Genomic DNA, 25438 nt, shown 5'->3' on the forward strand with positions numbered 1-25438 from the left:
CCTTCAAAATGCTTCGTCGGATGTGGCGCGCGCGGAGTTCAGGGGACACATAGAGCCGCGCGAGCTCATTCGTGTTTCTTCGTGGGCAGGTTATGGACCAGCAGATCAAAGACCCGTCGATTGTGGCGCCCGAGCGAACCAGGCGAGGATCGCGTTGGCGGGGGTTTCTGACGGGATGTCTCGTGCTGGCGGTGCTGGCCGGCATCGTCTGGTGGACGCGGCAGCAGGCCGCGCCGCCGCAGGCCGGTGGCGGGCGCAACGCCGGGCCGATGTCGATCGTACCGGAGACGATCGGCAAGGGCGATATCGGCGTCAGCCTGAATGCGCTCGGCACCGTGACGTCGCTCGCGACCGTGACGATCAGGAGCCAGATCAGCGGCTATCTGATGAACATCGATTTCAAGGAGGGCGATGAGGTCAAGAAGGGCGACCTGATCGCCGAGATCGATTCGCGCCCCTACGAGGCGACGCTGGCGCAGGCCAAGGGCCAGCTCGCCCGCGACGAGGCGCAGCTGAAGGGCGCCCAGGTCGATCTCACCCGCTACCAGAACCTCGCCGCGCAGAACGCCGTGCCGCATCAGACGCTCGACACCCAGGTCGCGCTGGTCGCGCAGTACCAGGGCACGGTGGAGGCCGATCGCGCCTCGGTGAAGTCGGCCGAGGTGAATTTGCAATATTGTCACATCGTGTCGCCGATCAACGGGCGCGTCGGACTGCGCCAGGTCGATCTCGGCAACTATGTGACGCCCGGCGATACCAACGGCCTCGTCGTGATCACGCAGCTCGAGCCGATCAGCGTGCTGTTCACGCTGCCGGAGGACAATCTGCAGGCGGTCTCGAAGCGGTTGAGGGAGGGCGCGGTGCTGCCGACGGCGGCTTATGACCGCAGCGGCGCCAACAAGCTCGCCGAGGGATCGTTGCAGACCTTCGACAGCCAGATCGATGCGACCACCGGCACCATCAAGCTGCGGGCGCAGTTCGAGAACGACAAGCGCACGCTGTTTCCGAACCAGTTCGTCAACGTCCGCCTGCTGCTCGATACCCACAAGGATGCGACGACGATGTCGACCGCCGGCATCCAGCGCGGTGTCCCCGGCACCTTCGTCTATCTCGTCAACGCCGATAGCACGGTCTCGGTGCGGCCGGTCAAGCTCGGCGTCACCGACGGCGACCGGGTCGAGGTGCTGTCCGGGCTCGCGGCCGGCGATCGCATCGTGATCGACGGCGCCGACAAGCTGCGCGAGGGCGCGAAGGTGGTCGTGCGCTCCGCTGCCGATGCCGCGAACCCTGCCGCTGCGGCCAAGGGGGCGGCGAAGGGAGATAGCAAGGGAGATAGTAAGGACGGCGCTGATCCCGGAGGCGGCCACCACAAGCGGTCCGAGGACGGGCAGAAGAAATGAACCCGTCGCGGCCATTCATCCTGCGGCCGGTAGCGACGACCCTGATGATGATCGCCATCATGCTGTCGGGCATGCTGGCGTTCAGATTTCTCCCGGTCGCGGCGCTGCCGGAGGTCGACTATCCGACCATCCAGGTGCAGACCTTCTATCCGGGCGCGAGCCCCGACGTGATGACCTCGTCGGTGACGGCGCCGCTCGAGGTGCAGTTCGGCCAGATGCCGAACCTGACCCAGATGAGCTCGGTGAGCTCGGCGGGCTCGTCCGTGATCACGCTGCAATTCGGCCTGTCGATCTCGCTCGACGTCGCCGAGCAGGAGGTGCAGGCCGCGATCAATGCCGCGGGCAATCTGTTGCCGTCGGACCTGCCGGCGCCGCCGATCTACGCCAAGGTCAATCCGGCCGATGCGCCGATCCTGACCCTCGGCCTGACCTCGAAGACCATGCCGCTGACCCAGGTACAGGATTTCGTCGACACGCGGCTGGCGCAGAAGATCTCGCAGCTGCCGGGCGTCGGCCTCGTCAGCATCAGCGGCGGCCAGCGGCCCGCGGTGCGCATCCAGGCTGATATCCGCAAGCTCGCGGCCTATGGCCTCAACATCGACGATCTCCGCACCACGCTCGGCAACGCCAACGTCAACACGCCGAAGGGCAACTTCGACGGCGCGATGCGCGCCTACACCATCAATGCCAACGACCAGATCCGCAATGCCAGCGACTACCGCTCGCTGATCATCGCCTACAAGAACGGCTCGCCGGTCCGCCTCAGCGATGTCGGCAACGTCGTCGACGGCGCGCAGAACGACAAGCTCGGCGCCTGGATGAACGAGACGCCGGCGATCATCCTCAACATCCAGCGCCAACCCGGCGCCAACGTCATCTCGGTGGTGCAGGGCATCAAGGACCTGCTGCCGCAGCTGCAGGCCACGCTGCCGGCCGCGATCGACCTCAATATCCTGACCGACCGCACCGTCACGATCCGGGCCTCGGTGCGCGACGTCGAATATGAGCTGTCGCTCGCCGTGATCCTGGTCGTGCTTGTGATCTTCGTGTTCCTGCGCTCGACCCGCGCCACGCTGATCCCGAGCCTGTCGGTGCCGCTATCGCTGGTCGGCACGCTGGGCGCGATGTATCTGTTCGGCTTCAGCCTGAACAATCTGTCGCTGATGGCGCTGACGATCGCGACCGGCTTCGTGGTCGACGACGCCATCGTCGTGATCGAGAACATCTCGCGCTACATCGAGGAGGGCGAGTCGCCGCTCGAGGCGGCGCTGCGAGGGTCGGAGCAGATCGGCTTCACCATCATCTCGCTGACGGTATCGCTGATCGCGGTCCTGATCCCGCTGCTGTTCATGGGCGACGTCGTCGGCCGCCTGTTCCGCGAATTCGCCATCACGCTGTCGGTCACGATCCTGATCTCGGCCGTGGTGTCGCTGACCCTGGTGCCGATGGCCTGCGCCAAGCTACTGAAGCCGGAGGCCATGGCGCGGGAAAACACCTTCCAGCGGCTCAGCCGCGAAGGCTTCGAGGCCGTCATTGCGATCTACGCCCGGATGCTCAATTGGGTGCTGGATCGCCAGACCTTCGTGCTGCTGATCGCGCTCGCCACCTTTGGTCTGACGGCGCTGCTCTACGTCGTTATCCCCAAGGGCTTCTTTCCGGTGCAGGACACCGGCGTGATCCAGGCGATCTCCGAGGCGCCGCAATCGGTGTCCTATGCGGCGATGGCCGAGCGGCAGCAGCGGCTCGCCAGCGCGATCCTGAAGGATCCGGACGTGCAGAGCCTGTCGTCGTTCATCGGCGTCGACGGCACCAACACCACGCTGAACAGCGGCCGCATCCTGATCAATCTGAAGCCGCATGAGCAGCGCAAGGCCAATGTCTCGACGATCATGGACCGGATCAAGGCGAGCACGGCGGCGCTGACCGGCATCACGCTCTACATGCAGCCGGTCCAGGACCTCACCATCGAAGGCACGGTGAGCCGGACGCAGTACCAGTTCATCCTGCAGGATGCCGATCCGAACGAGCTTGCGGAATGGACGCCGAAGCTGGTCGACAAGCTCCGGGAATTGCCCCAGCTCAGCGATGTCACGAGCGATATTTCGGCGCAGGGGCTTTCGGTGTTCGTCGACATCGACCGCGACCAGGCGGCGCGGTTCGGCATCACGCCGGCGACGATCGACAACGCACTGTACGATTCCTACGGCCAGCGCATCGTCTCGACCGTCTTCACCAATTCGAACCAGTACCGCGTGATCCTCGAGGCCGATCCGTCGCTGCAGACTTCGCTGGACTCTCTGTCGTCGATCTACCTGCCGTCATCGGTGGGCTCGACGCCGGTGCCGCTGTCGGTGATGGCCAAGATGCGGGTGGAGACCGCGCCGCTGCAGATCTCGCATCTCGGCCAGTTCCCGTCGGCGACCGTCTCGTTCAACCTGGCGCCCGGCGCCTCGCTCGGCGGGGCGGTGACGGCGATCAAGCAGGCGCAGGCCGACATCAACCAGCCGCTCGGCATGATCACGAGCTTCCAGGGCGCGGCGCTGGCGTTCCAGTCCTCGCTGTCCAACCAGCTGTTCCTGATCCTCGCCGCGATCATCACGGTCTATATCGTGCTCGGCGTGCTCTATGAGAGCTTCATCCATCCTTTAACCATCCTCTCGACGCTGCCCTCGGCCGGGATCGGCGCGCTGCTGGCGCTGATGATGGCCGGACAGGATCTCACGATCATCGCGATCATCGGCATCATCCTCCTGATCGGCATCGTGAAGAAGAACGCGATCATGATGATCGACTTCGCGCTCGATGCCGAGCGCAACGAGGGCAAGCCGCCGCGGGAGGCGATCTATCAGGCCTGCCTGCTGCGGTTCCGGCCGATCATCATGACGACGATGGCAGCTGTGCTCGGCGCGCTGCCGCTGATGCTCGGCAGCGGCGCGGGGTCCGAGCTGCGGAATCCGCTCGGCATTTCGATCGTCGGCGGCCTCCTGGTGAGCCAGCTGCTGACCCTGTTCACGACACCGGTGATCTACCTCTGGTTCGATCGCCTCGCGCTGCGATTTGCCGGGCGGGCGGACGAGATCGGCGAGGCGAGCGGGTCGCGTTGAGCCATGGATCCGTCAACGCCCTTCATCCGTAGGCCGGTGGCAACGACGCTGTTGACGTTCGGGCTTGCGGCGGCCGGCATTGTCGCGTTCTTCAAGCTGCCGGTGTCGCCGCTGCCGCAGGTGGATTTCCCGACCATCTCGGTGCAGGCGACGCTGCCCGGCGCCAGCCCGCAGGATGTCGCGACCACGGTCGCAAGTCCGCTCGAGCGACATCTCGGCCAGATCGCCGACGTCACCGAGATGACGTCGTCGAGCTCGGTGGGCGCGACCCGCATCACGCTGCAGTTCGGGCTGAACCGCGACATCAACGGCGCGGCGCGCGACGTGCAGGCCGCGATCAATGCGGCGCGGGCCGACCTGCCGACCAGCCTGCGCAGCAATCCGACCTACCGCAAGGTCAACCCGGCCGACGCGCCGATCCTGATCCTGACGCTGACGTCGGATACGCTGACGCGCGGCGATCTCTACGACGCCGCCTCCACGGTGCTGGCGCAGAAGCTGTCGCAGGTCGAGGGCATCGGCGAGGTGGTGGTCGGCGGCAGCTCGCTGCCGGCCGTGCGCGTCGATCTGATCCCGCAGGCGCTCTACAAATACGGCATCGGGCTGGAAGACGTCCGCGCGGCGCTGTCGAGCGCCAACGCCCACAGCCCCAAGGGGGGCATCGACGTCGGCGACCAGCGCTACCAGGTCTACGCCAACGACCAGGCCAACAAGGCCGACGACTACAAATCGCTGATCGTGGCCTACCGTAATGGCGCACCGGTTCATCTCTCCGACGTCGGCGAGGTGGCCGACGGCGTCGAGAATTTGCGCAATGCCGGGCTCGCCAACGGCAAGCCGGCGGTGCTGATCATCCTCTACCGGCAGCCGAACGCCAACATCATCAGTACCGTCGACCTCGTGAAGGGGGTGATGCCGCAGCTGCAGGCGTCAGTCTCGCCGGCGATCGATATAGGCTTTGCGGTCGACCGTTCGACCACCATCCGCACCTCGCTCCGGGACGTCGAACGAACCCTCGTTCTGGCGGTGCTGCTGGTCATCATCGTGGTGTTCGCGTTCCTGCGCAATGCGCGGGCCACCTTCATTCCGGTGGTGGCGGTCTCGGTGTCGCTGGTTGCGACCTTCGGGGCGATGTACCTGTTCGGATACAGCCTCGACAATCTCTCCCTGATGGCACTGACGGTCGCGACCGGATTCGTGGTCGACGACGCCATCGTGGTACTGGAGAACGTCACCCGTTACATCGAGGACGGTCTGAGCCCGCTCGAGGCGGCGCTGAAGGGCGCCAACGAGGTCGGCTTCACCGTGCTGTCGATGAGCATCTCGCTGATCGCGGTGTTCATCCCGATCCTGCTGATGGCCGGCATCGTCGGGCGGTTGTTCCGCGAGTTCGCGATGGTGATCTCGATCTCGATCCTGATCTCGCTCGCGGTCTCGCTGGCGACCACGCCGATGATGTGCGCCGTGCTGCTCAAGCCGGACACCGGCGGCCATGGCCGGCTCTATTGGGCGAGCGAGCGCTTCTTCGAGGCGATGCTAAATTTCTACCGCAGAACGCTGACCGCGGCGTTGGTGCATCCGCTGTCGGTGATGCTGATCCTGGCGGCGGTGTTCGGCCTCAACTTCTATCTCTACGACGTGATCCCGAAGGGCTTCTTCCCGCAGCAGGACACCGGCCGGCTGGTCGGCTCGATCCAGGCTGACCAGAGCGTGTCGTTCCAGCTGATGCAGCAGAAGCTCGCGCGGTTCGTCGGCATCATCAAGCGCGATCCGGCGGTTGAGACGGCGGTCGGCTTCACCGGCGGCGGGCAGACCAATTCCGGCTTCGTGTTCGTCTCGCTTCGTCCGCTTGATGAGCGCAAGATCGGCGCCGACGGCGTGATCGCTCGGCTGCGCCGCGAGATGTCGGTGGTGCCGGGCGCGAGCCTGTTCCTGCAGGCGGTGCAGGACATCCGGGTCGGGGGCAGGGCCTCGAACGCGCAGTATCAGTACACGCTGCAGGGATCGACGCTGGAGGAGCTCAATGAATGGACGCCGAAGATCGCGGCGGCCCTGCAGCGCGATCCTGATCTCGCCGACGTCAACAGCGACCAGCAGAACAAGGGCCTGGAATCCGATCTCGTGATCGACCGCGACGCCGCGGCCCGGCTCGGCATCACGGTGAGCCAGATCGACAACACCCTCTACGACGCCTTCGGCCAGCGGCAGGTGTCGACGATCTATGTCGCGCGCAACCAGTATCACGTCATCATGGAGGTCGCGCCGCGCTACTGGCAGAACCCGGAGACGCTGAAGGACGTCTATATCAGCACGTCCGGCGGATCGGTCGGCGGCTCGCAATCGACCAACGCGGTGGCAGGCACGGTCGTCGCCCCAGGCAACTCCAGCGCGGCCAGTGCAGCCAACGCCCAGGCCGCGCGCAACCAGGCCACCAACTCGATCGGTTCGACCGGGAAGGGCGTTGCCTCGACCGGATCGGCCGTCTCCACCAGCAGCGAGACCATGATCCCGCTGTCGGAAGTTGCAGCATTCAAGCAGGGCGCGACGCCGCTTGCGGTCAATCACCAGGGTCTGTTGGTCGCCAACACCATCTCGTTCAACCTGCCGCCGAACGTGTCGCTGAGCACGGCGGTCGGCAGCATCGAGGCGACCATGAACCGGATTGGGGTCCCGGCCACGATCCGCGGCACCTTCCAGGGTACCGCCAAGGCGTTCCAGGACTCGCTGAGCAACCAGCCGTTCCTGATCCTGGCCGCGCTGGTGGCGATCTACATCGTGCTGGGCGTGCTCTACGAGAGCTACATCCATCCGCTGACCATCTTGTCCACATTGCCCTCGGCGGGTGTGGGCGCCTTGCTGGCGCTGATGGCATTCAAGACCGAGTTCAGTATCATGGCGCTGATCGGCGTCATCCTGCTGATCGGCATTGTGAAGAAGAACGCCATCATGATGATCGACTTTGCGCTGGAGGCGGAACGCAGGCGCGGGCTGGAGCCGCTCGAGGCGATCCGGGAGGCCTGCCTGCTGCGCTTCCGCCCCATCATGATGACGACGATGGCCGCGCTGCTCGGGGCGGTGCCGCTGGCGATCGGCATGGGCGACGGCGGCGAGCTGCGGCAGCCGCTCGGCATCGCCATCGTCGGTGGCCTGATCCTGAGCCAGGTCCTCACGCTCTACACGACGCCGGTTATCTACCTCTATCTCGACCGGTTCCGCCTGTGGGCCCAGCGCGCGCGCCGTGGCGGCGCGATGCGGACGCCGGGCTCCTCACTTCAACCGGGCGAGTAAATGCCGACAGGTACAGCGTTGCGAAATCTTCAGTTGATGCGCAAGCCGATCCGGTTTCTGCGCGTGGCGGCGTTCGGCGGCCTCAGCCTCGGTCTGTCCGGCTGTATTCCCGGGGCGGAGAAGCCGGAGCTCAGCCTCGAAGTGCCGGCGAGCTACAAGACTGCGGCCAAAGGCGATGCCGACGCGGCTGTTCCGGCGCTTGCCTGGTGGCGCGGCTTCCGCTCGCCCGAACTGACCGGGCTGATGGAGTCCGCGCAGCTCTACAATCTCGACATCGCGGTGGCGATCGCCCAGATCGTGCAGGCCGACGCCCAGGTCGGCGTGTCCGGCGCCGCGCTGCTGCCGTCCATCTCCGGATCGGCGAACGCCGAGCGTCAGCGTGTGGCAACGGGATCCAGTTCGTCGTTCGGCACCAGCGGCACTTTCTCGCAGTACAGCCTGGGGCTGAGCGCAAGCTACATCGTCGATTTCTGGGGCAAGAACCGCGCGACGCTGTCGGCCTCGGAGGAGAGCGCGACCGTCGCGCGCTACAATCGCGAGGTGGTCGCGCTGACCACGATGGCGACGGTCGCCAATACCTATTTCCAGCTGCTGGCGGCGCAGGACCAGATCAAGGTCACCCGCCGCAACCTCGCGGCGGCCGAGCGCATCCTTGCGCTGATCAAGTCGCAATTTGCGGGCGGCACCGCTTCGCAGCTGGATCTGTCGCAGCAGGAGGCGCTGGTCGCCACGCAGCGCGCGGCGATCCCGCCGCTCGAGGTAACGGTCGGGCAGAACACCGCGGCGCTCGCCGTGCTCGTGGCGCGCGCGCCGGCCGATTTCAAGGTGCGCGGCGGGTCCACCACGCAGATCGCGGTGCCGCGCGTCACGCCGGGACTGCCGTCGGAATTGCTCTACCAGCGGCCTGACGTCCGCGAGGCCGAGGCGCAGCTGGCGTCGTCCAATTTCAGCGTCGACGCGGCGCGCGCGGCATTCTTTCCGCAGATCCAGCTGACCGGCACTACCGGCTTCCAGAGCGCGGCGCTCGCCGCGCTGTTCGCGCCCGGCGCCTGGTACTACACGCTCGCCGCCGGGCTAACCCAGCCGCTGTTCGACGGCTTCCTGCTGGAGAGCCAGCTCAAGCTCGCCAAGGGGCAGCAGCTGCAAAACCTGCAGGCCTATCGCAAGGCGGTGCTGTCGGCCTTCGCCGATGTCGAGAAGGCGCTGATCGCGTTGCAGAAGTACACATTGCAGGAGCGCCTGCAGTCCGACGTCGTCGCCGCCTCGCGCAAGGCGTTCGAGGTCGCCGAGACGCAGCTGCGCGGCGGCACGGTCAACCTGATCACGGTGCTGCAGGCGCAGCAGACGCTGTTCACGGCAGAAAACAATCTGGTTACGGTCCGGCTCAACAAGCTGCTGGCGGCGAGCAGCCTGTTCCAGGCGCTCGGCGGCGGCTGGACGCCCGCCGGTACGCTGGCGGCGGCAGTGCCATGAGGTCAGCCATGCAGCGTTTCGCGACACTCCTCGTTGCCCTCGTCATCGGGCTCGGCGTATCGACCGGCGCGTCCCGCGCGCAGCAACGTCCACCCAACAGCGTTCCGCTCGCCTTCGGCATGAGCGCCGACCAGGCCAGCCGGTCGCTCGGCGTTCCCCTGAATTATGTGCGCGGCACGCCGGGCAATGAATTGTTCGTCGCGCTGCCCAATGTCAGGGGCAGCGTGCTGTCGAGGCGCAGCGACGGGCTCTATCTGCAATTCGGCAAGGGACGCCTGATCGCCTGGAAGGGCGACTGGGGCACCCTTCCGCAATGAGGGTTCTGGCCATGATCGCCATGAGAGGATTGATCGCCTGCGCCGCCATCGCGCTCAGCGTAGCCGCGGCATCGGCCCAGCAGCGGCCGCTGCGCTACGGCAGCACCGGCGGCGCGTATTTCGACGGCAGGGACGACGACCGGGATTTTCGCAGCAACGGCTATTTCCCCGGCAATTTCGCGGCCGATCCCTTCAGCGCGGGGTTCGGTGCGGCCGGCCTGTTCGGCTCGACGCCGTGGCATTCCGCGCGACCCTATCCGTCGCAGGTTGTGTTTGGCGCGCCGTGCCAGGACTGCCGTCCGCACCGCGCACGCCGGCACCGCGGCAGGCACGAGTGAGGCGCTTCGCAAAGGCTTGATGCCTCTAGGCCTTGCGCAAGAGCTCGTCGATGATGCGCAGCTTCATCCAGCCGGCCTTGTCGATGATTTCGTTGCGCAAGGTGTCCTTTTCCATCTCGTATTGTTCGTGCGAGATATCCCGGCCGCCGGTCGCGGTGATCCCGAACGTCTCGAGCAGGGCGTTGTGCCGCGCCTTCCACGCGATCACATGCTCGGTCATGACTTGCGTCACGGATGGAAGGAAGCCGGGATGGCCTGCGAGACCGCATGACGCCGTGGTCTGCGGGTCTTCTGCCAGCATGATCACGTTCCACTCGTCGTAGCCGATCAGCCCCATCTGCGCGTAGAGAAACGCGCCTTGCGGTCCATCCCAGATTTTCTGGTCGATGACCAGGAACGGCACCGCGTGGCAGTGGCCGTGCCGCGCCGTCATGTCGCGGTTGAAGGTCTCGGTACGGTCCTGCAATCGCTTGCTGGCCGCAGCGAACACGGCAAGGCGATTGTCTGCCGTCGGTACGATGCTGGCTTCGCCATCAGGCGCGAAGCCTGCATCGCGCAGCATCGACCCGATCAGCGGGTGATCCCACTGCTGCTTGTGAAAAGCCGGCGTCGCGCCCTCGGCGCCCGACGCCGGACGCACGGTCTCCTTGAGCTCGCCCGAGTTTGTCTCTTGGGTCGTCTCTTGCTTCTTTCCAAAAACTGGCCTGCGCCCGAACATCGCGTGCCGCTCCTGCCAAGCAGTCGGCACAAGCATCGCAAAGGACGCCCAGAACTTTCTTAAACGGTCAGGCCTGGCGGGCAGCGATCGATCAACAGCATGACGCAGTCGTTAAAACGAACCGGACAAATCAATCGAATTTGCTGAAATTGGCGGCATTAGCTGGCGGCGGCGCTTGTCGATTTGTCGAGCGCCGGGCTGACGCGGGCGAACCGCACCACGAAGCGGGTGCCTTTGTGGCCGGGGTCGCGCTCGACGCTGGCATCGAGCTTGGCTGCCATCGCGCTGACGATCCGCTGGCCCATGCCGGTGCCGCGCGGATCGGCCTTATCGGAAAAGCCGACCCCGTCGTCGCTGATCGCGAGCTGCAGATCGTCGCCTTGCGGCTTCAGCTCGACATGGATCGGGCCGGCGCCGTCGGGATAGGCGTACTTCACGGCGTTCATCACCAGCTCGTTGACGATGATGCCGATCGCGACTGCGCGGTCGGGATCAATCTCGATCGGGTCGGCCTTCAAGGTCAGCCGCGACATCTTGTTGCCTTCGGCCGATCGCCGGAGATCCTCGAGCAGTGCCTCGAGATACTGGTTGAGCATCACCGTCTTGAAGTCGTGCGAGGTGTAGAGGCGGCGGTGCACCTGTGCGACGGCCGCGACGCGCCCCATCGCGTTGGTGAGCGCCGCCTTCACATCCTGCTGGGTCGAGGAGTTGGCCTGCAGATGCAGCAACGAGGCGATGATCTGCAGCGAATTGCCGACGCGATGGTTGACCTCGCGGAGCAGAACCTCACGCTCTGCGGCGAGCGCGGCATAGCGGTCGCGCGAGGCGTGCACCTCGGCCTCGGCCTCGTCGCGCGCCTTCTGGAGCGCGGCCTGCCGGATCGCGCCGTTCACCGCGACCTGGAGCAGGGGGATGAACTCGCCCCTGACGTCCTTGACCAGATAGTCCGCCGCGCCGGCCTTCAGTGCGGTGACGGCGATCGCCGAATCCTGCGACGCGGTGACGAACACCACCGGCGGAGCGTCCGGTATCTTGAGGATCTGCTCCAGCGTCTCCAGCCCGTCGAGGCCGGGCATGTACTGATCGAGCGCGACGACGTCGATGCCGCCCTGGGCGAGCCGATCGAGGCCTTCCTGGCCGCTTGCGGCGTGCACGACCTTATAACCCGCGCGCGTTAGCCCGCGTTCGACGAGGCGCGCCAGCGCCGCGTCGTCGTCGATGTAGAGCAGTGTCGGCGTTGCGCTGGTCATACGGAAGCCGGCGGCACCTGAATCACGGAAAAGAACAGGCCAAGCTGACGAATGGCGTTGGCGAAGCTTTCGTAGTTCACCGGCTTGGTGATGTAGACGTTGCAACCCAGCTCGTAGCAACGCTTGATCTCCTGGGAGTCGTCGGTCGTGGTCAGCACGACCACCGGCGTCGACTTGAGATATTTGTTCTCCTTGACCCGCCTCAGAATATCGATGCCGGTCATATCGGGCAGATTGAGATCGAGCAGGATCAGCAGGGCCTGGCCCTTGCGCTCGACGGCGCTGCCATCCTTGCCGAACAGGTAGTTGACCGCCTCTGTACCGTTGGTGAACGGGATGATCTCATTGTTGACACCCGAGCGCCGGATATTCCGCTCAATCAGGCGGGCATGGCCCTCGTCGTCCTCGATCATGATGATGGTGACTGGATCACTCATGTCACTTTGTCCCGGTTCTTGCCTGACCAATTGATAGGCAGCGTAATCGTGAAGGTGCTGCCGTTGTGAAGTTCCGATGCTACCGACATGGTGCCGCCCAGTCTGCGCACAAGTGCGCGGACATGGGCAAGCCCGATGCCCTGACCGGGCTTGTCCTGGGTTCCGGCGCGGCGGAACAAATCGAAGATGCGCTGGTGGTCCTTGGGATCGATGCCGCGGCCGTTGTCGGTGACCTCGAAGATCGCGAAGCCGAGCTTGGTGCGGCCCTCGATCGAAATCTCGCCGGGAACGCCGTTCCTGAGGTACTTGAGGGCGTTGTCGATCAGATTGGAGAAGATCTGCTCCAGCGCGAGGCGGTCGCTGACGATATTTGGCAGCGCGCCGACCTCGACGGTCGCGTTGGCCTCGACGGCCTGGTGAGCCATCGTCTTGACGATGCCGTCGATCAGCTCGCGCAGATCGATGCGTTCGGGCTTGAACTCGCGGCGGCCCTCGCGGGTGAGATTGAGGATCGCACTGATCAGGCGATCCATCTTGGCGATCGACGATTTGATGAAGCCGAGCGATTCATTGAAGTCGTCGGATAGCTGCTTGTCGGAGCCTTCGAGCTCTGGCTCGGCCACATCGGTCGCGTCTTCCGGCATCGCCGGCGCTAGCGAGGCGGCGCGATTGAGCGTGGCGATCCGCTTGAAGATGTCGCCGCGCAGTTCCTCGAGCTCGCTGGTGAAGCCCATGATGTTGACCAGCGGCGAGCGCAGATCGTGGCTGACGATATAGGCGAAGCGCTGGATTTCCTCGTTGGCCTCGCGCAGGTCGGAGGTGCGCTCGTCGACGATGGTTTCGAGATTGACGTTGCTGTCGCGCAACCTGGCCTCGGCCTCGTCGCGTGCCCGCGACGATCGCCGCAGCAGCACCACCGAGAGGGCGGCGAGCGCCAGCACCATGCAGGAGCCGGCGATCGTGACGGAGGAGGCCAGCACCTGGGTCTTGTCCGCCGTCGCGGTGCGCAATGCCAGCAGACGATCCTCCTCGGTGCGGATGTCGCGGGCGATCCGGGCGATCGCCTCGACCGCATCGGTCGATGTGGTCTTGCGCAGGACGTCGACGCTGGTCGCCGTGTCGTTGTTCTTGACGCGCTCGATGCTGAGCGCGAACTCGGCCAGCCGTTGCTCGACGGCGGCCTTGAGCTTCGCGGCATTGGCGACCTGCGCCGGATTATCCACGGTCATCATCTGGAGATGGTTGAGCGCGGCCGGGACTCCCGCTGCCGCGGACTGGTACTCGGACAGGTATTGTGGTGCTGATGTCAGCAGATATGCCCTGGTCGCGCTTTCGGCGCGCCTGACGTCGAGCAGCAGGTTGGCAATCTGGCTGTCGGTCTCGACGGTGTGAATCACCCAGGCGTTGTCCTCGCGCGCCTTGTTGACCAGCAGGACGGACGCCACGCTGACCGCGACCAGCACGAAAAATCCCGCCGACAGCAGGAGGATCTGTAACGTCGATCGGCGTCGTGAAACGACCGTCACGACGATCTCGCTATGGGAGTGGGATTCAACGCGTCCCCGTGGAAAGCCAATAACCCTATAGTACGTCTGAGGAAGGGCTGGGTTCCACGGAGTTCCGAACTATTTTGCGGCGTCGGACGGCTGACCGGCGAGGTACTGCTCCAGCCAGTGAATGTGGTAGTCGCCCTCGATGATGTCGGGCTCGCGCACCAGCGCGCGGAACAGCGGCAGCGTCGTCTCGATCCCGTCGACCACCATCTCGTCCAGCGCCCGGCGCAGCCGCATCAGGCATTCGCCGCGGGTCTTGCCGTGCACGATCAGCTTGCCGACCAGCGAGTCGTAATAGGGCGGGATCACATAGCCCTGATAGACGGCGGAATCGATCCGCACGCCGAGGCCGCCAGGCGGATGGAATTGCGTGATCCGTCCGGGCGAGGGACGGAAGGTCTGCGGGTTCTCCGCATTGATGCGGCACTCGATGGCGTGGCCGATGATCGCGATGTCGTCCTGTTTGGCCGGAAGGTCGCCGCCGGCGGCGATCCGGATCTGCTCCAGCACGAGATCGATATCGGTGATGCTTTCGGTGACGGGATGCTCGACCTGGATGCGCGTGTTCATTTCGATGAAATAGAACTCGCCGTCCTCGTAGAGGAATTCGATGGTGCCGACGCCGAGATATTTCATGTCCCGCATCGCCTTGGCGCAGGTCTCGCCGATCCTGGCGCGCGCCGCCGCCGCGAGCACGGGCGACGGGCCTTCCTCCCAGACCTTCTGGTGACGGCGCTGCAGCGAGCAGTCGCGCTCGCCGAGATGGATTGCGCCGCCGCGGCCGTCGCCGAGAATCTGGATCTCGATGTGGCGCGGCTTCTGCAGATATTTTTCCAGGTAGACCGAGGCGTCGCCGAATGCCGACTTGGCCTCGTTGGCCGCGGTCGAGAGCGCGAGCGCGAGGTCAGCCTCAGTATGGGCGACCTTCATGCCGCGGCCGCCGCCGCCGGCCGCCGCCTTGACCAGCACCGGGAATCCGATGTCTCTGCCGATCGCGAGCGCGTCGGCCTCCGAGGTCACCGCGCCGTCCGAGCCGGGCACCACGGGAATGCCGAGGCGCTTGGCGGTCTTCTTGGCTTCGATCTTGTCGCCCATCAGGCGGATGTGCTCGGCCTTCGGTCCGATGAAGCCCAGATTGTGGTCGGCGAGGATCTCGGCGAAGCGCGCGTTCTCGGACAGGAAGCCGTAGCCGGGATGCACGGCGTCGGCGCCGGTGATCTCGCACGCCGCGAGCAGCGCCGGCACGTTGAGATAGGAATCCTTCGACGGCGGCGGGCCGATGCACACGCTCTCGTCGGCGAGCCGCACATGCATGGCGTCGGCGTCGGCGGTGGAATGCACCGCGACGGTCGAGATGCCGAGCTCCTTGCAGGCGCGCAGCACGCGAAGCGCGATCTCGCCGCGATTGGCTATGAGGATCTTGTCGAACATCGCAGCGCCTGGTGTTGACGGAAGCTATTCAATGATGACGAGCGGCTCGCCGAATTCGACCGGCTGGCCGTCCTCGACGAGAATCTGCGTCACGGTGCCCGCGCGCGGCGACGGGATCTGGTTCATCGTCTTCATGGCCTCGATGATCAGAAGCGTCTGGCCGGCGGAGACCTTGGTGCCGATTTCAATGAACGGCTTGGCGCCCGGCTCGGGCGCCCAATAGGCGGTGCCGACCATCGGCGACGGCACGGCGCCCGGGTGCTTGGCGAGATCGGTCGCAGCCGCAGCCACCGGGACGGCAATGGCGGCCGGTGCGGCAACGCCCGCCACGGAGGCGGCGGGCACCGAGGCCGCGATGCTGATGTTGCGCGCGACGCGGACACGCAGGCCGGCACGCTCGATCTCGATCTCGGTCAGATTGGTTTCCGCAAGCAGCAGCGCGAGTTCGCGAATGAGGGCGCTGTCGTCGCTCTTGGAGTCGTTCTTTTTTGCGGTTGATTTGTCGTCTGGCTGGCGCGCCATGCTCTGTGATCCAAAATCTTTGTCTGGTGACGGGGAACGTCAGGATTGACGATTAAGTCTTTGGCTTGGCGTCGATCTTGACGCCGATCCTGGTGGCGAGGCCGATGATCGCAAGCCGGTAGCCGTCGATGCCGAAGCCGCAAAGTGACGCGAAGGCGGCTTTAGCAGTGAACGAGTGGTGCCGGAAGCTTTCGCGGGCGTGGATGTTGCTGACGTGAACTTCGACCGCGGGGATCTTGACCGCGATCAGCGCGTCATGCAGCGCGATCGAGGTATGAGAGTAGCCACCGGCGTTGATGATGATGCCGACCGCCTTCTTGGCGTGGGCCTCATGGACGAAGTCGATCAGTTCACCCTCGCGGTTGGACTGTCGGCAGTCGGCGCTCAGCCCGAACTGGCGCGCGGTGTCTGCGCACAGCTTCTCGACATCGGCGAGGGTGGCATGGCCGTAGGTCTCCGGCTCGCGCGTCCCCAGCAGATTGAGGTTCGGGCCGTTCAGCACATAGATCGTTCCGGCAGCAGCCATTCCAGAGTTTCCTGCTAAGGGTTCCGGCCAAAGGTTCCGAAGGGGGTCCGACAAGGGGTGGAGTGGGCCGGGTTATAGGTAACAACCGGCCGAAGGGGAAGTCTTTAGGTGAAATCGGAACGTCTTCAACAACTTCCTCCGACCTGTTAGATGACTGTCCTAACCTGCGGAAAATGCTGATTAACCAAATCTTGCGGAAGCGCCTTCGGCGGGCGCTCCGGCCCGCCATCCACTGCGCGATGCGGGGTGCGGCCGAAAGCAAGACCCCGCCCCGAAGGGGCGGGGTCGAGATGAAGGCGAGGGCCCGTTTGGGCGCCCTCGCACCGAGGCCGGTTTAGCCCTCGATGATGTAGACGATCTCATGGGTCTCAGGCTGCACGATCACGTAGCGGCCCTTGACCAGGATGAACTGATAGCCGCGCCACTGCGGGTAGATCGTCACGACCCGCTCCGGCACCGGGTAGAAGTGAACGTCAGCCGGAACGCGGGTGCCGACCGACACGTTAAAGTTGACGTTGGTGGCTTCGGTCACGTGCTCCGACTTGATCGCGGTCGTGATCTGGCTGCGCTTCTCGGCCGGCGGAGCCGCGGTGGCCGACGTTGCCGCGTTACCGGTCGTGGTCTGCGTGCGGCTCGTGTCGTTGGTCTGCGCGCGGTTGGGGTCGGCCGGGCTCTTGGTCTGAGCGTTCTGGTTGGTCGTGGCACCGGCACCGCTCTTGTCGCGGCCCTCGGCGTTCATCTTGCCGCTCTTGTCACGCTCCTCGGCTTTCATGTTGCCGCTCTTGTCGCGACCTTCGGCCTTCATGTCCTTCGAGCCCTCCTTGGAGCCCTTGGTCGCTTCGTTCTCCGAGCTCATGCCCTTCGACTTTTGGGTACTGTCCTGCGCGCCCTTGGTGGCCGTGCCGGACTTGTCGGACTCCGCACCCTTGGTGCTCGACTCACCGGTCGTCGAATGCTCGGAACCCTTCATGCCGCTCTTGTCATGCTGCATGGTGCCCGATGACGCACCACCGGACGGTGCAGACTGCTGCGTGGTCGCACCACCACCGGCCCCGGTTTCCTTGTTGGCGCCGCCCGGCGCCCTGTGCGTTCGCGAAACCGGTGCCGGCGATCAAAGCCGCCGCCGCGACCGAAATCAGAAAGCGGTTAGACATCGCAATTCCTCCTCGTTTTTCAGCATTGCCCGCGCCGACAACGGGAGAGCATGTGCGATGTTCCTGTTGATTTGCGGTTCCTTGCGGTTTGTTCTTGAGGTGAATGCGCGATGAACGCGCGAGATGAATGCGCGGCTGCTTCAACCGCAGGCCCAGTCGAACTCCGCGCCCGCATGATCGAGCTGGCCGTTGCCGCCGCCGAAATTGAAGCCGCCGAAATGCTCTTCGATCTCGAGATTAGGTCGCGCTATATTTTCGGCTTCGCGCGACTTGCGTCGTTGGTGACGGCCCTTGGTTGCGACCCGCGCGGAATCGGTTCGGGTGGCGGCAACAAAAAATCCGGCTGCATCGCAGCCGGATTTTGTACGCGATGAGCGCTGTCGGAGCGGCGATCAGCAGGTCGCCTTGCCGCAGCGGGCGATGCCGATCTTTTCCTTGAGGTTGTCGACGCCGACGGCGCCGATCACGACCTGCTTGCCGATCACGTAGCTCGGTGTGCCGTTCATGCCCATGGATTCGGCGAGTCGGAAGTTCTCCTCGATGGTCGCCTTCACCTCGGGGCTCGCCATATCCTTCTCGAGTTTCGCCATGTCGAGACCGACCTCCTTGGCGACCGCCAGCGCACGCGCCTTGTCGGCGGCGCCACGGCCGCCGAGCAGCTTCTGGTGGAAATCGAGATACTTCTTGCCGGTCGGATCCTGCATGCGCACGGCGACCGCGACCTGCGCGGCCTCGACCGAGCCCTGGCTCAGCACCGGGAATTCCTTCAGCACGACCTTCAGCTTCGGATCCGCCTTCATCAAATCGAGCATGTCGGACATCGCGCGCTTGCAGTAGCCACAATTGTAATCGAAGAACTCGACGAAGGTGACGTCGCCGTCCTTGTTGCCGAGCATGACGCCGCGCGGCGAATTGAAGATGGTGTCGGCGTTCTTGGCGACGCTCTGCTCATGCTTCTCGGCTTCGGCGGCGGCCTGCCGCTTGCTCAGCTCGTTCATCGCCTCCTCGAGCACCTCCGGGTGCGCGATCAGATAGTTGCGCACGATGGTCTCGATGTCGCCGCGCTGGGTGTCGGTGAAGCTCTGCGCGGACGCCGGAAGCGGCGCGGCGCAAACGCCGAGCGCGAGCAGGGCAGGGGCAAGAAAACGAAGCGCTGGCATGACAAAATCCTTGTTCGCGGTGGCTCAAAAAAACGGCGGGGCCGTGAGCCGGTTTCGGTGATCGTTGTATGGAACTACGGTTTATTTCTAGTTGTTTTTCTGACCCGGCATGGGCTTGGCGCTCACAATGTCGTCAGCTTTGACCCAGCCGGGCGTGCCGATCGCGAACCGCGTCTTGGCGCGTGACGCAAGATCGCGGGCGGTCTTGGTGTCGCCGCGGAGATAGGCGGCCTGCGCCGAGGCGAGGTCGGCCTGGGCATAGTCGCCCTTGCGGCCATAGGCCATCGCGAGCTGGGTATAGCCGAGCGGCGCCTCGGGCTCGCGCGCCACCGCGGCACGCAGCATGTTGATCGCCTCGTCGGTGTAGGCCTTGTTGTCCGAGGCGATCAGCGCCTGGCCGAGCAGCATCTCGATCAACGGCGAATTGCTGGAGAGCTGCACTGCGCGGCGCAGCGGCGCGATGGCTTCTGCCGGCCGGCCGCCTTCGAGCAGCGCCTGGCCGCGCAATTCATGGAAATAGGGATTGTTGGGCTGCACCTGGATCAAGCCGTCGATCTGCGCGATCGCCGAGCGCAGATCGCCGTGCAGATAGGTCGTGATCGCGCGTGCATAGCGCGCCGGCAGGCTGGTGTTGGACAGCGGATAGCGGCGGTAGACCGTGTCCTGCCGCTCCATGAAGCCCGAGATCTTGGCGCGCATCATGTCGTGGCGCAGCTGCAGCGCCGGATCGTCCTTCTTGTCCCAATAGGGGCTGGAGCGCGCCAGTTCCTGCAGCGCGGAGACGCGATCGACCGGCATCGGATGCGACTGCAGATAAGGGTCAGCCCCGCGCGAGGCGAACAGGCTCTCGTCGGTGAAGCGCTTGAACGTCTCGTACATGCCCTTGGCGGACTGTCCGGTCGCGTTCAGGAACTTGACGCCGGCGCGATCGGCGTTTTCTTCCTGCTGGCGCTGATAGGACAATAGCGTGCGCTGAATGACCGCTTGCGGCGCCGAGATCGCCGCGGCGCCGGCGCTGGAGAGACCGTTGCCGCCGCCGCGGCCGCCCGCACCCGCGGCAAGCGCGCCGACGCCGAGCAGCATCGCGATGATCATCTGGGTCTGGGCTTGCGCCAGCTGCTCGCGCATCTTGGCGAGATGGCCGCCGGCGAGGTGGCCGGTCTCGTGCGCCAGCACGCCGATGATCTGGTTCGGCGTCTCCGATTGCAGCAGCGCGCCGTAATTGACGAAGATGCGCCGGCCGTCGGCGACGAAGGCGTTGAACGAGCCGTCGTTGATGATCACGATCTGGATGTTCTGCTTCTCCAGACCGGCGGCGCGCAGGATCGGCCTTGTGTATTCGCGCAGCAGCTGCTCGGACTCGGTGTCGCGCAGCACCGGCGGGCCTTTTTGCTGGGCTCGCGCAGGGACCACGGGGCCGACCGCGAGCGCAACCGCAGTCATGAGCGCGGTGAGCTTGAAGGTCCTGGTGCGAAGCGCGAGGCGGAACAGCATGGGCGATCTATCGGCGATGACTGGCCGCGCCGGCGCGAGTCCGGGGGCCGGGCCCGACCGGATTTGGCGCGTGGCGCAGTCTGTTGTTTTTGCAGTTCTTCTTCACGCGAACCGGGTATTCACTTGGCCTGAAAGCGTTATAAGGAGCCACCGAATGCGGCCAGCATTCGGCGTTGCGCGATTTCCATTGTAATTTCAATTACTTGTGATCACGCCGTAACGGGTTGTAACAGAAACGAAGTGCTTAGTCAGCCTCTTACCAGCAGTAAGGGGTGGCAGTCCGCTTCTGCGCGATCTTCATGATCTGATGATGGCGAAGTGGTCGCTTTAAAATTTTTGGTAGTGGCCTCAGTTTGAATTTGGCTGAGAGAGACAACCTCTCCAACCGAGAGGTTGCCGTCATATTTGGCGATATCTTCACGGCAGTGTTTCGAGCCTTGCCATGCCGCGCATAAGGCGCCATTTGCCGTCCTTAAATACAAACGTCTTTGCGAGGAGCGAACTCCCAACTGGCTGTGGGGGGAGGCAATGGCTTAGGTGGCCTATCCACCAACGCACCTTGCATTGTGCAAATCGACAATCATGCGTCCGAAATCGTCAAAATTCTTAAATCCGAGAAAACCAAACAGTCGAGGCTGGCTCCTCGGAACCGCCAACCAAATAGAACCCGATTGCTTCCCTAGCTCTATTGATTTGCCAGCAACCATCTCCAGAGGATCAATGTATCGCTCAAGATAGACGCTTCCGTACTCGGACCCATAGCTACGAACCTCCACGCTCTTGATTTCTTCGAGAGGCACGCCGAGCCATTGATGGCCTGCCCTGACACGTACATTTCTATTCGTGAGGACAAATGAGAGCCCACGCGCTAAAAGCACAACAATCAAAAGGAAAATCGAAAATACAATAAGATCCAGTAGCGCCACGACTTTCAAAAGGAATATTAAGGGGCCGCCTTTCGTGAACATCAGCAGAGGTATTAGAAAAGCACTCAAGCCAAACATGGAAAGGATAGCGGCCCGAGACGCTTCCCAACTATACAGAAACGGATTCGGCTTGGCCTGAGACAGGACTACTTCGTCTTCCGATAGTCCGCTGAGCCGATCCAGCTTGAGCGCCCTCATGATGCCGTTGAGCCTCCCGTTTTCGTCACTGATGCAAGAAACGACGCCCACAGCGGGTCCAGCATCGCCTTCGTTGCAGGTGGCAACATCAGCATGAGAGGGCATGAAGCGATCAGCGCCGTGCAGGCCAACCGCGCCTTCATCATGGGCGCGCGCCGTCGTTCCCTGCGAACGCCGTGAGCTTCCACTTCAACGGTCTGCACGTGATAACCCCGCTTCGAAATGTTCAGCGCACGGGGAAGAGCGAAGAAAAATCGCAGCACAACCTAGCGCGTCAGCCTGCTGTTGGGGTAAGACCGCTCGTACGGAATGGTGCGCTTTATGCACGCTCTAAACTCTTGACTTGGTGCCGGAACCGCCACGCTCATACTTAATTCCATCCCACAATTGCAATCGGTCAACCTTGTTCAGGTCTCCACGCCGCGAGATTTGGATGTCCAAGAGAGACAGATCAAAATGAAGTGGATGAGCGCGCAAGATTGCCGGTATCTTGTCCGCCTCCTTTGAGGGGAAGCGCTGGTCTAAAACAATGCTCCACTCGGTTTGAGGTGCGGCCGATTTCGGCGTCTTTGACGAAATTATCGGGGTTGGCAATTCCCCCTTCATTTGCGGGTCTGATGAAACAACATTGCCCGCCTTGAATGTTATCGAGCCAGTCAAACTGACGATATCGAAGGTGTGCCCTGTCCCGTTGAAGAGGCGTATCCTAATTTCGCCGTGATGATCGGACTGCACGTTCTTTAGGCCAATTCCGATGTCGGCAACGTACAAGCCGAACAGGAGCGGTGCGGGGCCCTGTGTAATGGTGGGCGCGAAGATTTTGTCATCGGATGGCGGCGGCTCCGATGTGTGCGGCGGAGGCGGAGCTACGGTTCGATGTCGGTAATAATCCCACGCGATCAAAATGGCCCCCGCAATCATTAGCGGGATCATCATCCAAGGCGGCGGGCTTAGAATAAAGCCGATCACAGCGCCAACCCATCCCGGGTCTGACCACCGCGAAATCAGGAAATCGATATCTCCCCCGCGTTCGACGCCCCATTTAATAAGGCGCCCCAGCGGTTGAAGCCATGTTAGCAGGCCCAACAATAGGGCCCAGTGACGCTTGATCCACCCCATGGTACGAAACTAGCCGCCAGACCTACTAGAAGGCGAGTCCGTATCCGAGACACCCCAAGGTATTTTCTTTCGGCGGCATTCAAACTGACAGTACCGAGTGAAGTCCGTATCAGTTTCCTAACAGAAACCTATCAAAAATGCCGGCACAAAATGCGAACAGGTGATAAGAGGTGCGTTGAAAACACAGCGTTATTGCCCCTCGTCGTTTTCGGCCAGTCTGGGGCGGCAGCCGGTAACGGGAACCCGAATTCGGCAGCGGCCGTGCAATAGCAGAAATCCATGCGTGAAGCGACACCGAGAGACCGTGTAGGCAGCCTGTTGACAGCGTCCGGACGGAGCGATGTTCCGCCGTTCATGGTGATGGACGTGATGGCGGCGGCCGCGCGAATCGAGGCCGCCGGCGGCCATGTCATCCATATGGAGGTGGGGCAGCCTGCCGCAGGCGCGCCGAAGCCGGCGATCGCGGCCGCGCAGGCCGCGCTTGCGGACGGGCGGATCGACTACACCTCGGCACTTGGCATTCCCTCGCTGCGCGCACGCATCGCCCGGCACTACAGCGACACGTATGGTTGCGCGGTAGACGCTGAGCGCATCATCGTCACGACCGGCTCGTCGGGTGGATTCATCCTGGCGTTTCTTGCGATGTTCGAGCCGGGCGACCGGGTCGCCGTGACCGTGCCGGGCTATCCGCCGTACCGGCATATCCTGACCGCGCTGGGCTGCGAGCCGGTGCTGATCGAAACCTCCGGCGACACCCGCCATGCCCTGACCGGCGAGGCGCTGCTCGCCGCCCATCGCAAGGCGCCGCTGAAGGGCGTGCTGGTCGGCAGCCCCGCCAACCCGACCGGCACCATGATGTCGCGCGAGGCGCTGTCGACCCTGATGGCGGCCGCCGACAGCGCGGGCATCCGCTTCATCTCCGACGAGATCTATCACGGGCTCGACTATGCGTTTCCTGCGGTGACGGCCGCAGAGCTGTCGCCGAACGCGCTCGTGATCAACTCGTTCTCGAAGTACTTCTGCATGACCGGCTGGCGTGTCGGCTGGATGGTGGTGCCCGACGTGCTGGTGCGGCCGATCGAGCGGCTGCAGCAGAACCTGTCGATCTCGGTGCCGACCCTGTCGCAGATCGCGGCCGAAGCGGCGTTCGAAGGCCGCGAGGAGATGGAGGCGATCAAGCGCGGCTATCAGGAGAACCGCCGCATCCTGATCGAAGGGCTGCCGAAGGCCGGCCTGACCAAATTCCTCCCCGCTGACGGCGCGTTCTATCTCTACGCCGACGTCTCCGACTTCACCTCGGACAGCTTCGCCTTCGCCAGCGAGATGCTCGAGAAGGCGCATGTCGCGGCGACCCCCGGCGTCGATTTCGATCCGATCCACGGCGGCGCCTTCATCCGTTTTTCCTATGCACGCTCGGCCGCGGAGATGCAGGAAGCAGTTGCACGGATCGCGCATTGGCTTAAATAGCCCGCGAACTCCAGGAGCCTTCAAACTCCAAGAGCCATCAAGAGCCTTCCGGCGTTCGCTTTGCCTTTCGGATCGGTTTCGCAGCGCAGTGCCGTGGTTTCGCCGGCACTGTGGCGGGCGGATCATCGCGGATAAGCGGCAGGGCCCACACAGTTCCATTTGACTTGAACCGCCAAGTTGATCTTGGCTGTTTCCGCCATTTCTGAGGGGGAGTGACACATGGCAACGGCAACCGTTGTCACGGCTGCGCCGGCGAGCGCCGGCAGCAAGCCGTGGTATAAAGTTCTCTATGTCCAGGTCCTGATCGCGATCGTGCTCGGCGCATTGGTCGGCTGGTTGTGGCCGGGCCTTGCCACCAACGAGTGGATCAAGGCGCTCGGTGACGGCTTCATCAAGCTGATCAAGATGGTGATCGCGCCGATCATCTTCTGCACCGTGGTATCGGGCATCGCCCATATACAAGATGCCAAGAAGGTCGGCCGCATCGGTGTCAAGGCGCTGGTGTATTTCGAGGTCGTCTCGACCTTCGCGCTGGTGATCGGATTGCTCGTCGGCAATCTGGTCAGGCCTGGCGCCGGCTTCGGCAATGCGGCGGCGAACGCGCAGGCGGTCGCCGGCTATGCCAAGCAGGCGGAGGCGCAGAAGAGCGTCGACTTCGTGCTGCACATCATTCCGGACACAGTGGTCGGCGCATTCGCGCAGGGCGAGATCCTTCAGGTGCTGCTGTTCTCGGTGCTGTTCGGCTTCGCGATCATGGGCCTTGGCGAGCGCGGCCACACCATCCGCTCGTTCATCGACGACGCCGCGCATGCGGTGTTCGGCGTCATCTCGATCGTGATGCGGGCGGCGCCGATCGGCGCATTCGGCGCGATGGCCTTCACCATCGGCAAGTTCGGCACCGGCGCGATCCTCAACCTGATGGGGCTGATCGCGACGTTCTATCTGACCGCCGCGTTGTTCGTGTTCGTGGTGCTCGGCATCATCGCGCGGATCGCCGGGTTCTCGATCTTCAAGTTCCTGGCCTACATCAAGGACGAGCTCCTGATCGTGCTCGGCACCTCGTCCTCCGAGAGCGCGCTGCCATCATTGATGGAGAAGCTCGAACGTCTCGGCTGCTCGAAATCGGTGGTCGGCCTCGTGGTGCCCACGGGCTATTCGTTCAACCTCGACGGCACCAACATCTACATGACGTTGGCGACCCTGTTCATCGCACAGGCGCTGGGCTTCGATCTCACCTTCAGCCAGCAGATCACCATCCTGATCGTGGCGATGCTGACCTCGAAGGGTGCCTCCGGCATCACCGGTGCCGGCTTCATCACGCTGGCGGCGACGCTTGCGGTGGTCGATCCGCGGCTGGTGCCGGGCATGGCGATCGTGCTCGGCATCGACAAGTTCATGAGCGAGTGCCGCGCGCTGACCAATCTGTGCGGCAACGGCGTGGCTTGCGTGATCGTCGCCTGGTGGGAGGGCGAGCTCGACCGCGACAAGCTCAATGCCAATCTCGCCAAACAGGTCGACCCAACCGACATGGAGACCGCGTTGACGACGGACTAGTTCTCCTTA

Annotated in this window: 21 protein-coding genes; 9 read left to right on the forward strand and 12 right to left on the reverse strand. The window is 63.9% G+C overall.

What is annotated here, in order from left to right:
- Positions 1–92 precede the first annotated feature (92 nt).
- Genes ACVIHF_RS13705 through ACVIHF_RS13730 form a run of 6 tightly spaced genes read left to right on the forward strand, consistent with a single transcriptional unit; the run spans position 93 to position 9920 of the window.
- The gene (locus ACVIHF_RS13705; RefSeq protein WP_456780633.1) at positions 93–1400 is read left to right on the forward strand and encodes an MdtA/MuxA family multidrug efflux RND transporter periplasmic adaptor subunit; all 1308 of its coding nucleotides are present in this window, start codon (positions 93–95) and stop codon (positions 1398–1400) included.
- The gene (locus ACVIHF_RS13710) at positions 1397–4504 is read left to right on the forward strand and encodes an MdtB/MuxB family multidrug efflux RND transporter permease subunit (protein WP_253608829.1); all 3108 of its coding nucleotides are present in this window, start codon (positions 1397–1399) and stop codon (positions 4502–4504) included. The genes ACVIHF_RS13705 and ACVIHF_RS13710 overlap by 4 nt, the downstream gene beginning before the upstream one ends.
- Positions 4505–4507: 3 nt before the next feature.
- The gene (locus tag ACVIHF_RS13715) at positions 4508–7792 is read left to right on the forward strand and encodes an efflux RND transporter permease subunit (protein ID WP_253608828.1); all 3285 of its coding nucleotides are present in this window, start codon (positions 4508–4510) and stop codon (positions 7790–7792) included.
- Positions 7793–9265 carry an efflux transporter outer membrane subunit gene (locus tag ACVIHF_RS13720; protein WP_076832244.1) on the forward strand — a complete coding sequence of 491 codons (1473 nt, stop codon included), beginning with the start codon at positions 7793–7795 and terminating at the stop codon, positions 9263–9265.
- Positions 9266–9273: 8 nt separating this feature from the next.
- Complete coding sequence (locus ACVIHF_RS13725; RefSeq protein ID WP_253608826.1) at positions 9274–9582, forward strand: hypothetical protein; 309 nt, start codon at positions 9274–9276, stop codon at positions 9580–9582.
- Positions 9583–9593: 11 nt separating this feature from the next.
- Positions 9594–9920: a BA14K family protein gene (locus ACVIHF_RS13730; RefSeq protein WP_253608825.1), complete on the forward strand. Its 327-nt coding sequence runs from the start codon at positions 9594–9596 to the stop codon at positions 9918–9920.
- A gap of 25 nt (positions 9921–9945) precedes the next feature.
- On the opposite strand, the gene ACVIHF_RS13735 is transcribed toward ACVIHF_RS13730, so the two are convergent.
- The 8 genes from ACVIHF_RS13735 to ACVIHF_RS13770 form a co-directional block, all read right to left on the reverse strand.
- Positions 9946–10638 (reverse strand): hypothetical protein, encoded by a 693-nt coding sequence (locus tag ACVIHF_RS13735; protein WP_253636037.1) that lies wholly within the window; start codon positions 10636–10638, stop codon positions 9946–9948.
- Between the two features lie 158 nt (positions 10639–10796).
- Positions 10797–11888 (reverse strand): sensor histidine kinase, encoded by a 1092-nt coding sequence (locus tag ACVIHF_RS13740; RefSeq protein WP_253608823.1) that lies wholly within the window; start codon positions 11886–11888, stop codon positions 10797–10799.
- Positions 11885–12325, reverse strand: coding sequence for a response regulator (locus ACVIHF_RS13745; protein ID WP_092084305.1), 441 nt, complete (start codon positions 12323–12325; stop codon positions 11885–11887). The genes ACVIHF_RS13740 and ACVIHF_RS13745 overlap by 4 nt, the downstream gene beginning before the upstream one ends.
- Positions 12322–13851 (reverse strand): sensor histidine kinase, encoded by a 1530-nt coding sequence (locus tag ACVIHF_RS13750; RefSeq protein WP_253608822.1) that lies wholly within the window; start codon positions 13849–13851, stop codon positions 12322–12324. Before ACVIHF_RS13750 ends, ACVIHF_RS13745 begins: the two co-directional genes overlap by 4 nt.
- 99 nt (positions 13852–13950) lie before the next feature.
- Positions 13951–15309: an acetyl-CoA carboxylase biotin carboxylase subunit gene (gene accC, locus ACVIHF_RS13755; protein ID WP_028344933.1), complete on the reverse strand. Its 1359-nt coding sequence runs from the start codon at positions 15307–15309 to the stop codon at positions 13951–13953.
- A gap of 24 nt (positions 15310–15333) precedes the next feature.
- Complete coding sequence (gene accB / locus ACVIHF_RS13760) at positions 15334–15831, reverse strand: acetyl-CoA carboxylase biotin carboxyl carrier protein (protein WP_253608821.1); 498 nt, start codon at positions 15829–15831, stop codon at positions 15334–15336.
- A gap of 52 nt (positions 15832–15883) precedes the next feature.
- Complete coding sequence (gene aroQ, locus ACVIHF_RS13765; RefSeq protein WP_253608820.1) at positions 15884–16357, reverse strand: type II 3-dehydroquinate dehydratase; 474 nt, start codon at positions 16355–16357, stop codon at positions 15884–15886.
- 334 nt (positions 16358–16691) lie between these two features.
- Positions 16692–17327 carry a DUF1236 domain-containing protein gene (locus ACVIHF_RS13770; RefSeq protein ID WP_456792174.1) on the reverse strand — a complete coding sequence of 212 codons (636 nt, stop codon included), beginning with the start codon at positions 17325–17327 and terminating at the stop codon, positions 16692–16694.
- A 357-nt stretch (positions 17328–17684) separates the two neighbouring features.
- Here ACVIHF_RS13770 and ACVIHF_RS13775 point away from each other — a divergent pair, with 357 nt between their 5' ends.
- Positions 17685–17885, forward strand: coding sequence for a hypothetical protein (locus ACVIHF_RS13775; protein ID WP_253608819.1), 201 nt, complete (start codon positions 17685–17687; stop codon positions 17883–17885).
- An 18-nt stretch (positions 17886–17903) separates the two neighbouring features.
- Here the strand turns inward: ACVIHF_RS13775 and ACVIHF_RS13780 are convergent, their stop codons facing one another.
- The 4 genes from ACVIHF_RS13780 to ACVIHF_RS13795 all read right to left on the reverse strand — a co-directional run bounded on the left by ACVIHF_RS13780 (position 17904) and on the right by ACVIHF_RS13795 (position 22408).
- The gene (locus ACVIHF_RS13780; protein ID WP_016840097.1) at positions 17904–18671 is read right to left on the reverse strand and encodes a DsbA family protein; all 768 of its coding nucleotides are present in this window, start codon (positions 18669–18671) and stop codon (positions 17904–17906) included.
- Between the two features lie 87 nt (positions 18672–18758).
- Entirely contained in the window at positions 18759–20165 is a 1407-nt protein-coding gene (locus ACVIHF_RS13785) for a M48 family metalloprotease (RefSeq protein WP_456792175.1), read from the reverse strand.
- A gap of 542 nt (positions 20166–20707) precedes the next feature.
- Positions 20708–21394, reverse strand: a complete 687-nt coding sequence (locus tag ACVIHF_RS13790; protein ID WP_456792176.1) for a hypothetical protein — start codon at positions 21392–21394, stop codon at positions 20708–20710.
- 225 nt (positions 21395–21619) lie between these two features.
- A complete protein-coding gene (locus tag ACVIHF_RS13795; protein WP_456792177.1) occupies positions 21620–22408 on the reverse strand; it encodes a hypothetical protein in 789 nt (262 codons plus the stop codon).
- Between the two features lie 279 nt (positions 22409–22687).
- Here ACVIHF_RS13795 and ACVIHF_RS13800 point away from each other — a divergent pair, with 279 nt between their 5' ends.
- Complete coding sequence (locus ACVIHF_RS13800; RefSeq protein WP_253608817.1) at positions 22688–23875, forward strand: pyridoxal phosphate-dependent aminotransferase; 1188 nt, start codon at positions 22688–22690, stop codon at positions 23873–23875.
- Between the two features lie 219 nt (positions 23876–24094).
- Positions 24095–25429: a dicarboxylate/amino acid:cation symporter gene (locus tag ACVIHF_RS13805; RefSeq protein ID WP_057020000.1), complete on the forward strand. Its 1335-nt coding sequence runs from the start codon at positions 24095–24097 to the stop codon at positions 25427–25429.
- The last annotated feature ends 9 nt before the right edge of the window (positions 25430–25438 follow it).

This window comes from Bradyrhizobium sp. USDA 4506, from assembly GCF_054058795.1.

What these genes read in the sequence shown, in the direction of transcription:
- ACVIHF_RS13705 (WP_456780633.1), top strand. Translation starts at nt 93, where the DNA reads ATGGACCAGCAGATCAAAGACCCGTCGATTGTGGCGCCCGAGCGAACC.
- ACVIHF_RS13710 (WP_253608829.1), top strand. Translation starts at nt 1,397, where the DNA reads ATGAACCCGTCGCGGCCATTCATCCTGCGGCCGGTAGCGACGACCCTG.
- ACVIHF_RS13715 (WP_253608828.1), top strand. Translation starts at nt 4,508, where the DNA reads ATGGATCCGTCAACGCCCTTCATCCGTAGGCCGGTGGCAACGACGCTG.
- ACVIHF_RS13720 (WP_076832244.1), top strand. Translation starts at nt 7,793, where the DNA reads ATGCCGACAGGTACAGCGTTGCGAAATCTTCAGTTGATGCGCAAGCCG.
- ACVIHF_RS13725 (WP_253608826.1), top strand. Translation starts at nt 9,274, where the DNA reads ATGCAGCGTTTCGCGACACTCCTCGTTGCCCTCGTCATCGGGCTCGGC.
- ACVIHF_RS13730 (WP_253608825.1), top strand. Translation starts at nt 9,594, where the DNA reads ATGATCGCCATGAGAGGATTGATCGCCTGCGCCGCCATCGCGCTCAGC.
- ACVIHF_RS13735 (WP_253636037.1), bottom strand. Translation starts at nt 10,638, where the DNA reads ATGTTCGGGCGCAGGCCAGTTTTTGGAAAGAAGCAAGAGACGACCCAA.
- ACVIHF_RS13740 (WP_253608823.1), bottom strand. Translation starts at nt 11,888, where the DNA reads ATGACCAGCGCAACGCCGACACTGCTCTACATCGACGACGACGCGGCG.
- ACVIHF_RS13745 (WP_092084305.1), bottom strand. Translation starts at nt 12,325, where the DNA reads ATGAGTGATCCAGTCACCATCATCATGATCGAGGACGACGAGGGCCAT.
- accC (WP_028344933.1), bottom strand. Translation starts at nt 15,309, where the DNA reads ATGTTCGACAAGATCCTCATAGCCAATCGCGGCGAGATCGCGCTTCGC.
- accB (WP_253608821.1), bottom strand. Translation starts at nt 15,831, where the DNA reads ATGGCGCGCCAGCCAGACGACAAATCAACCGCAAAAAAGAACGACTCC.
- aroQ (WP_253608820.1), bottom strand. Translation starts at nt 16,357, where the DNA reads ATGGCTGCTGCCGGAACGATCTATGTGCTGAACGGCCCGAACCTCAAT.
- ACVIHF_RS13770 (WP_456792174.1), bottom strand. Translation starts at nt 17,327, where the DNA reads ATGAAGGGTTCCGAGCATTCGACGACCGGTGAGTCGAGCACCAAGGGT.
- ACVIHF_RS13775 (WP_253608819.1), top strand. Translation starts at nt 17,685, where the DNA reads ATGATCGAGCTGGCCGTTGCCGCCGCCGAAATTGAAGCCGCCGAAATG.
- ACVIHF_RS13780 (WP_016840097.1), bottom strand. Translation starts at nt 18,671, where the DNA reads ATGCCAGCGCTTCGTTTTCTTGCCCCTGCCCTGCTCGCGCTCGGCGTT.
- ACVIHF_RS13785 (WP_456792175.1), bottom strand. Translation starts at nt 20,165, where the DNA reads ATGCTGTTCCGCCTCGCGCTTCGCACCAGGACCTTCAAGCTCACCGCG.
- ACVIHF_RS13790 (WP_456792176.1), bottom strand. Translation starts at nt 21,394, where the DNA reads ATGCCCTCTCATGCTGATGTTGCCACCTGCAACGAAGGCGATGCTGGA.
- ACVIHF_RS13795 (WP_456792177.1), bottom strand. Translation starts at nt 22,408, where the DNA reads ATGGGGTGGATCAAGCGTCACTGGGCCCTATTGTTGGGCCTGCTAACA.
- ACVIHF_RS13800 (WP_253608817.1), top strand. Translation starts at nt 22,688, where the DNA reads ATGCGTGAAGCGACACCGAGAGACCGTGTAGGCAGCCTGTTGACAGCG.
- ACVIHF_RS13805 (WP_057020000.1), top strand. Translation starts at nt 24,095, where the DNA reads ATGGCAACGGCAACCGTTGTCACGGCTGCGCCGGCGAGCGCCGGCAGC.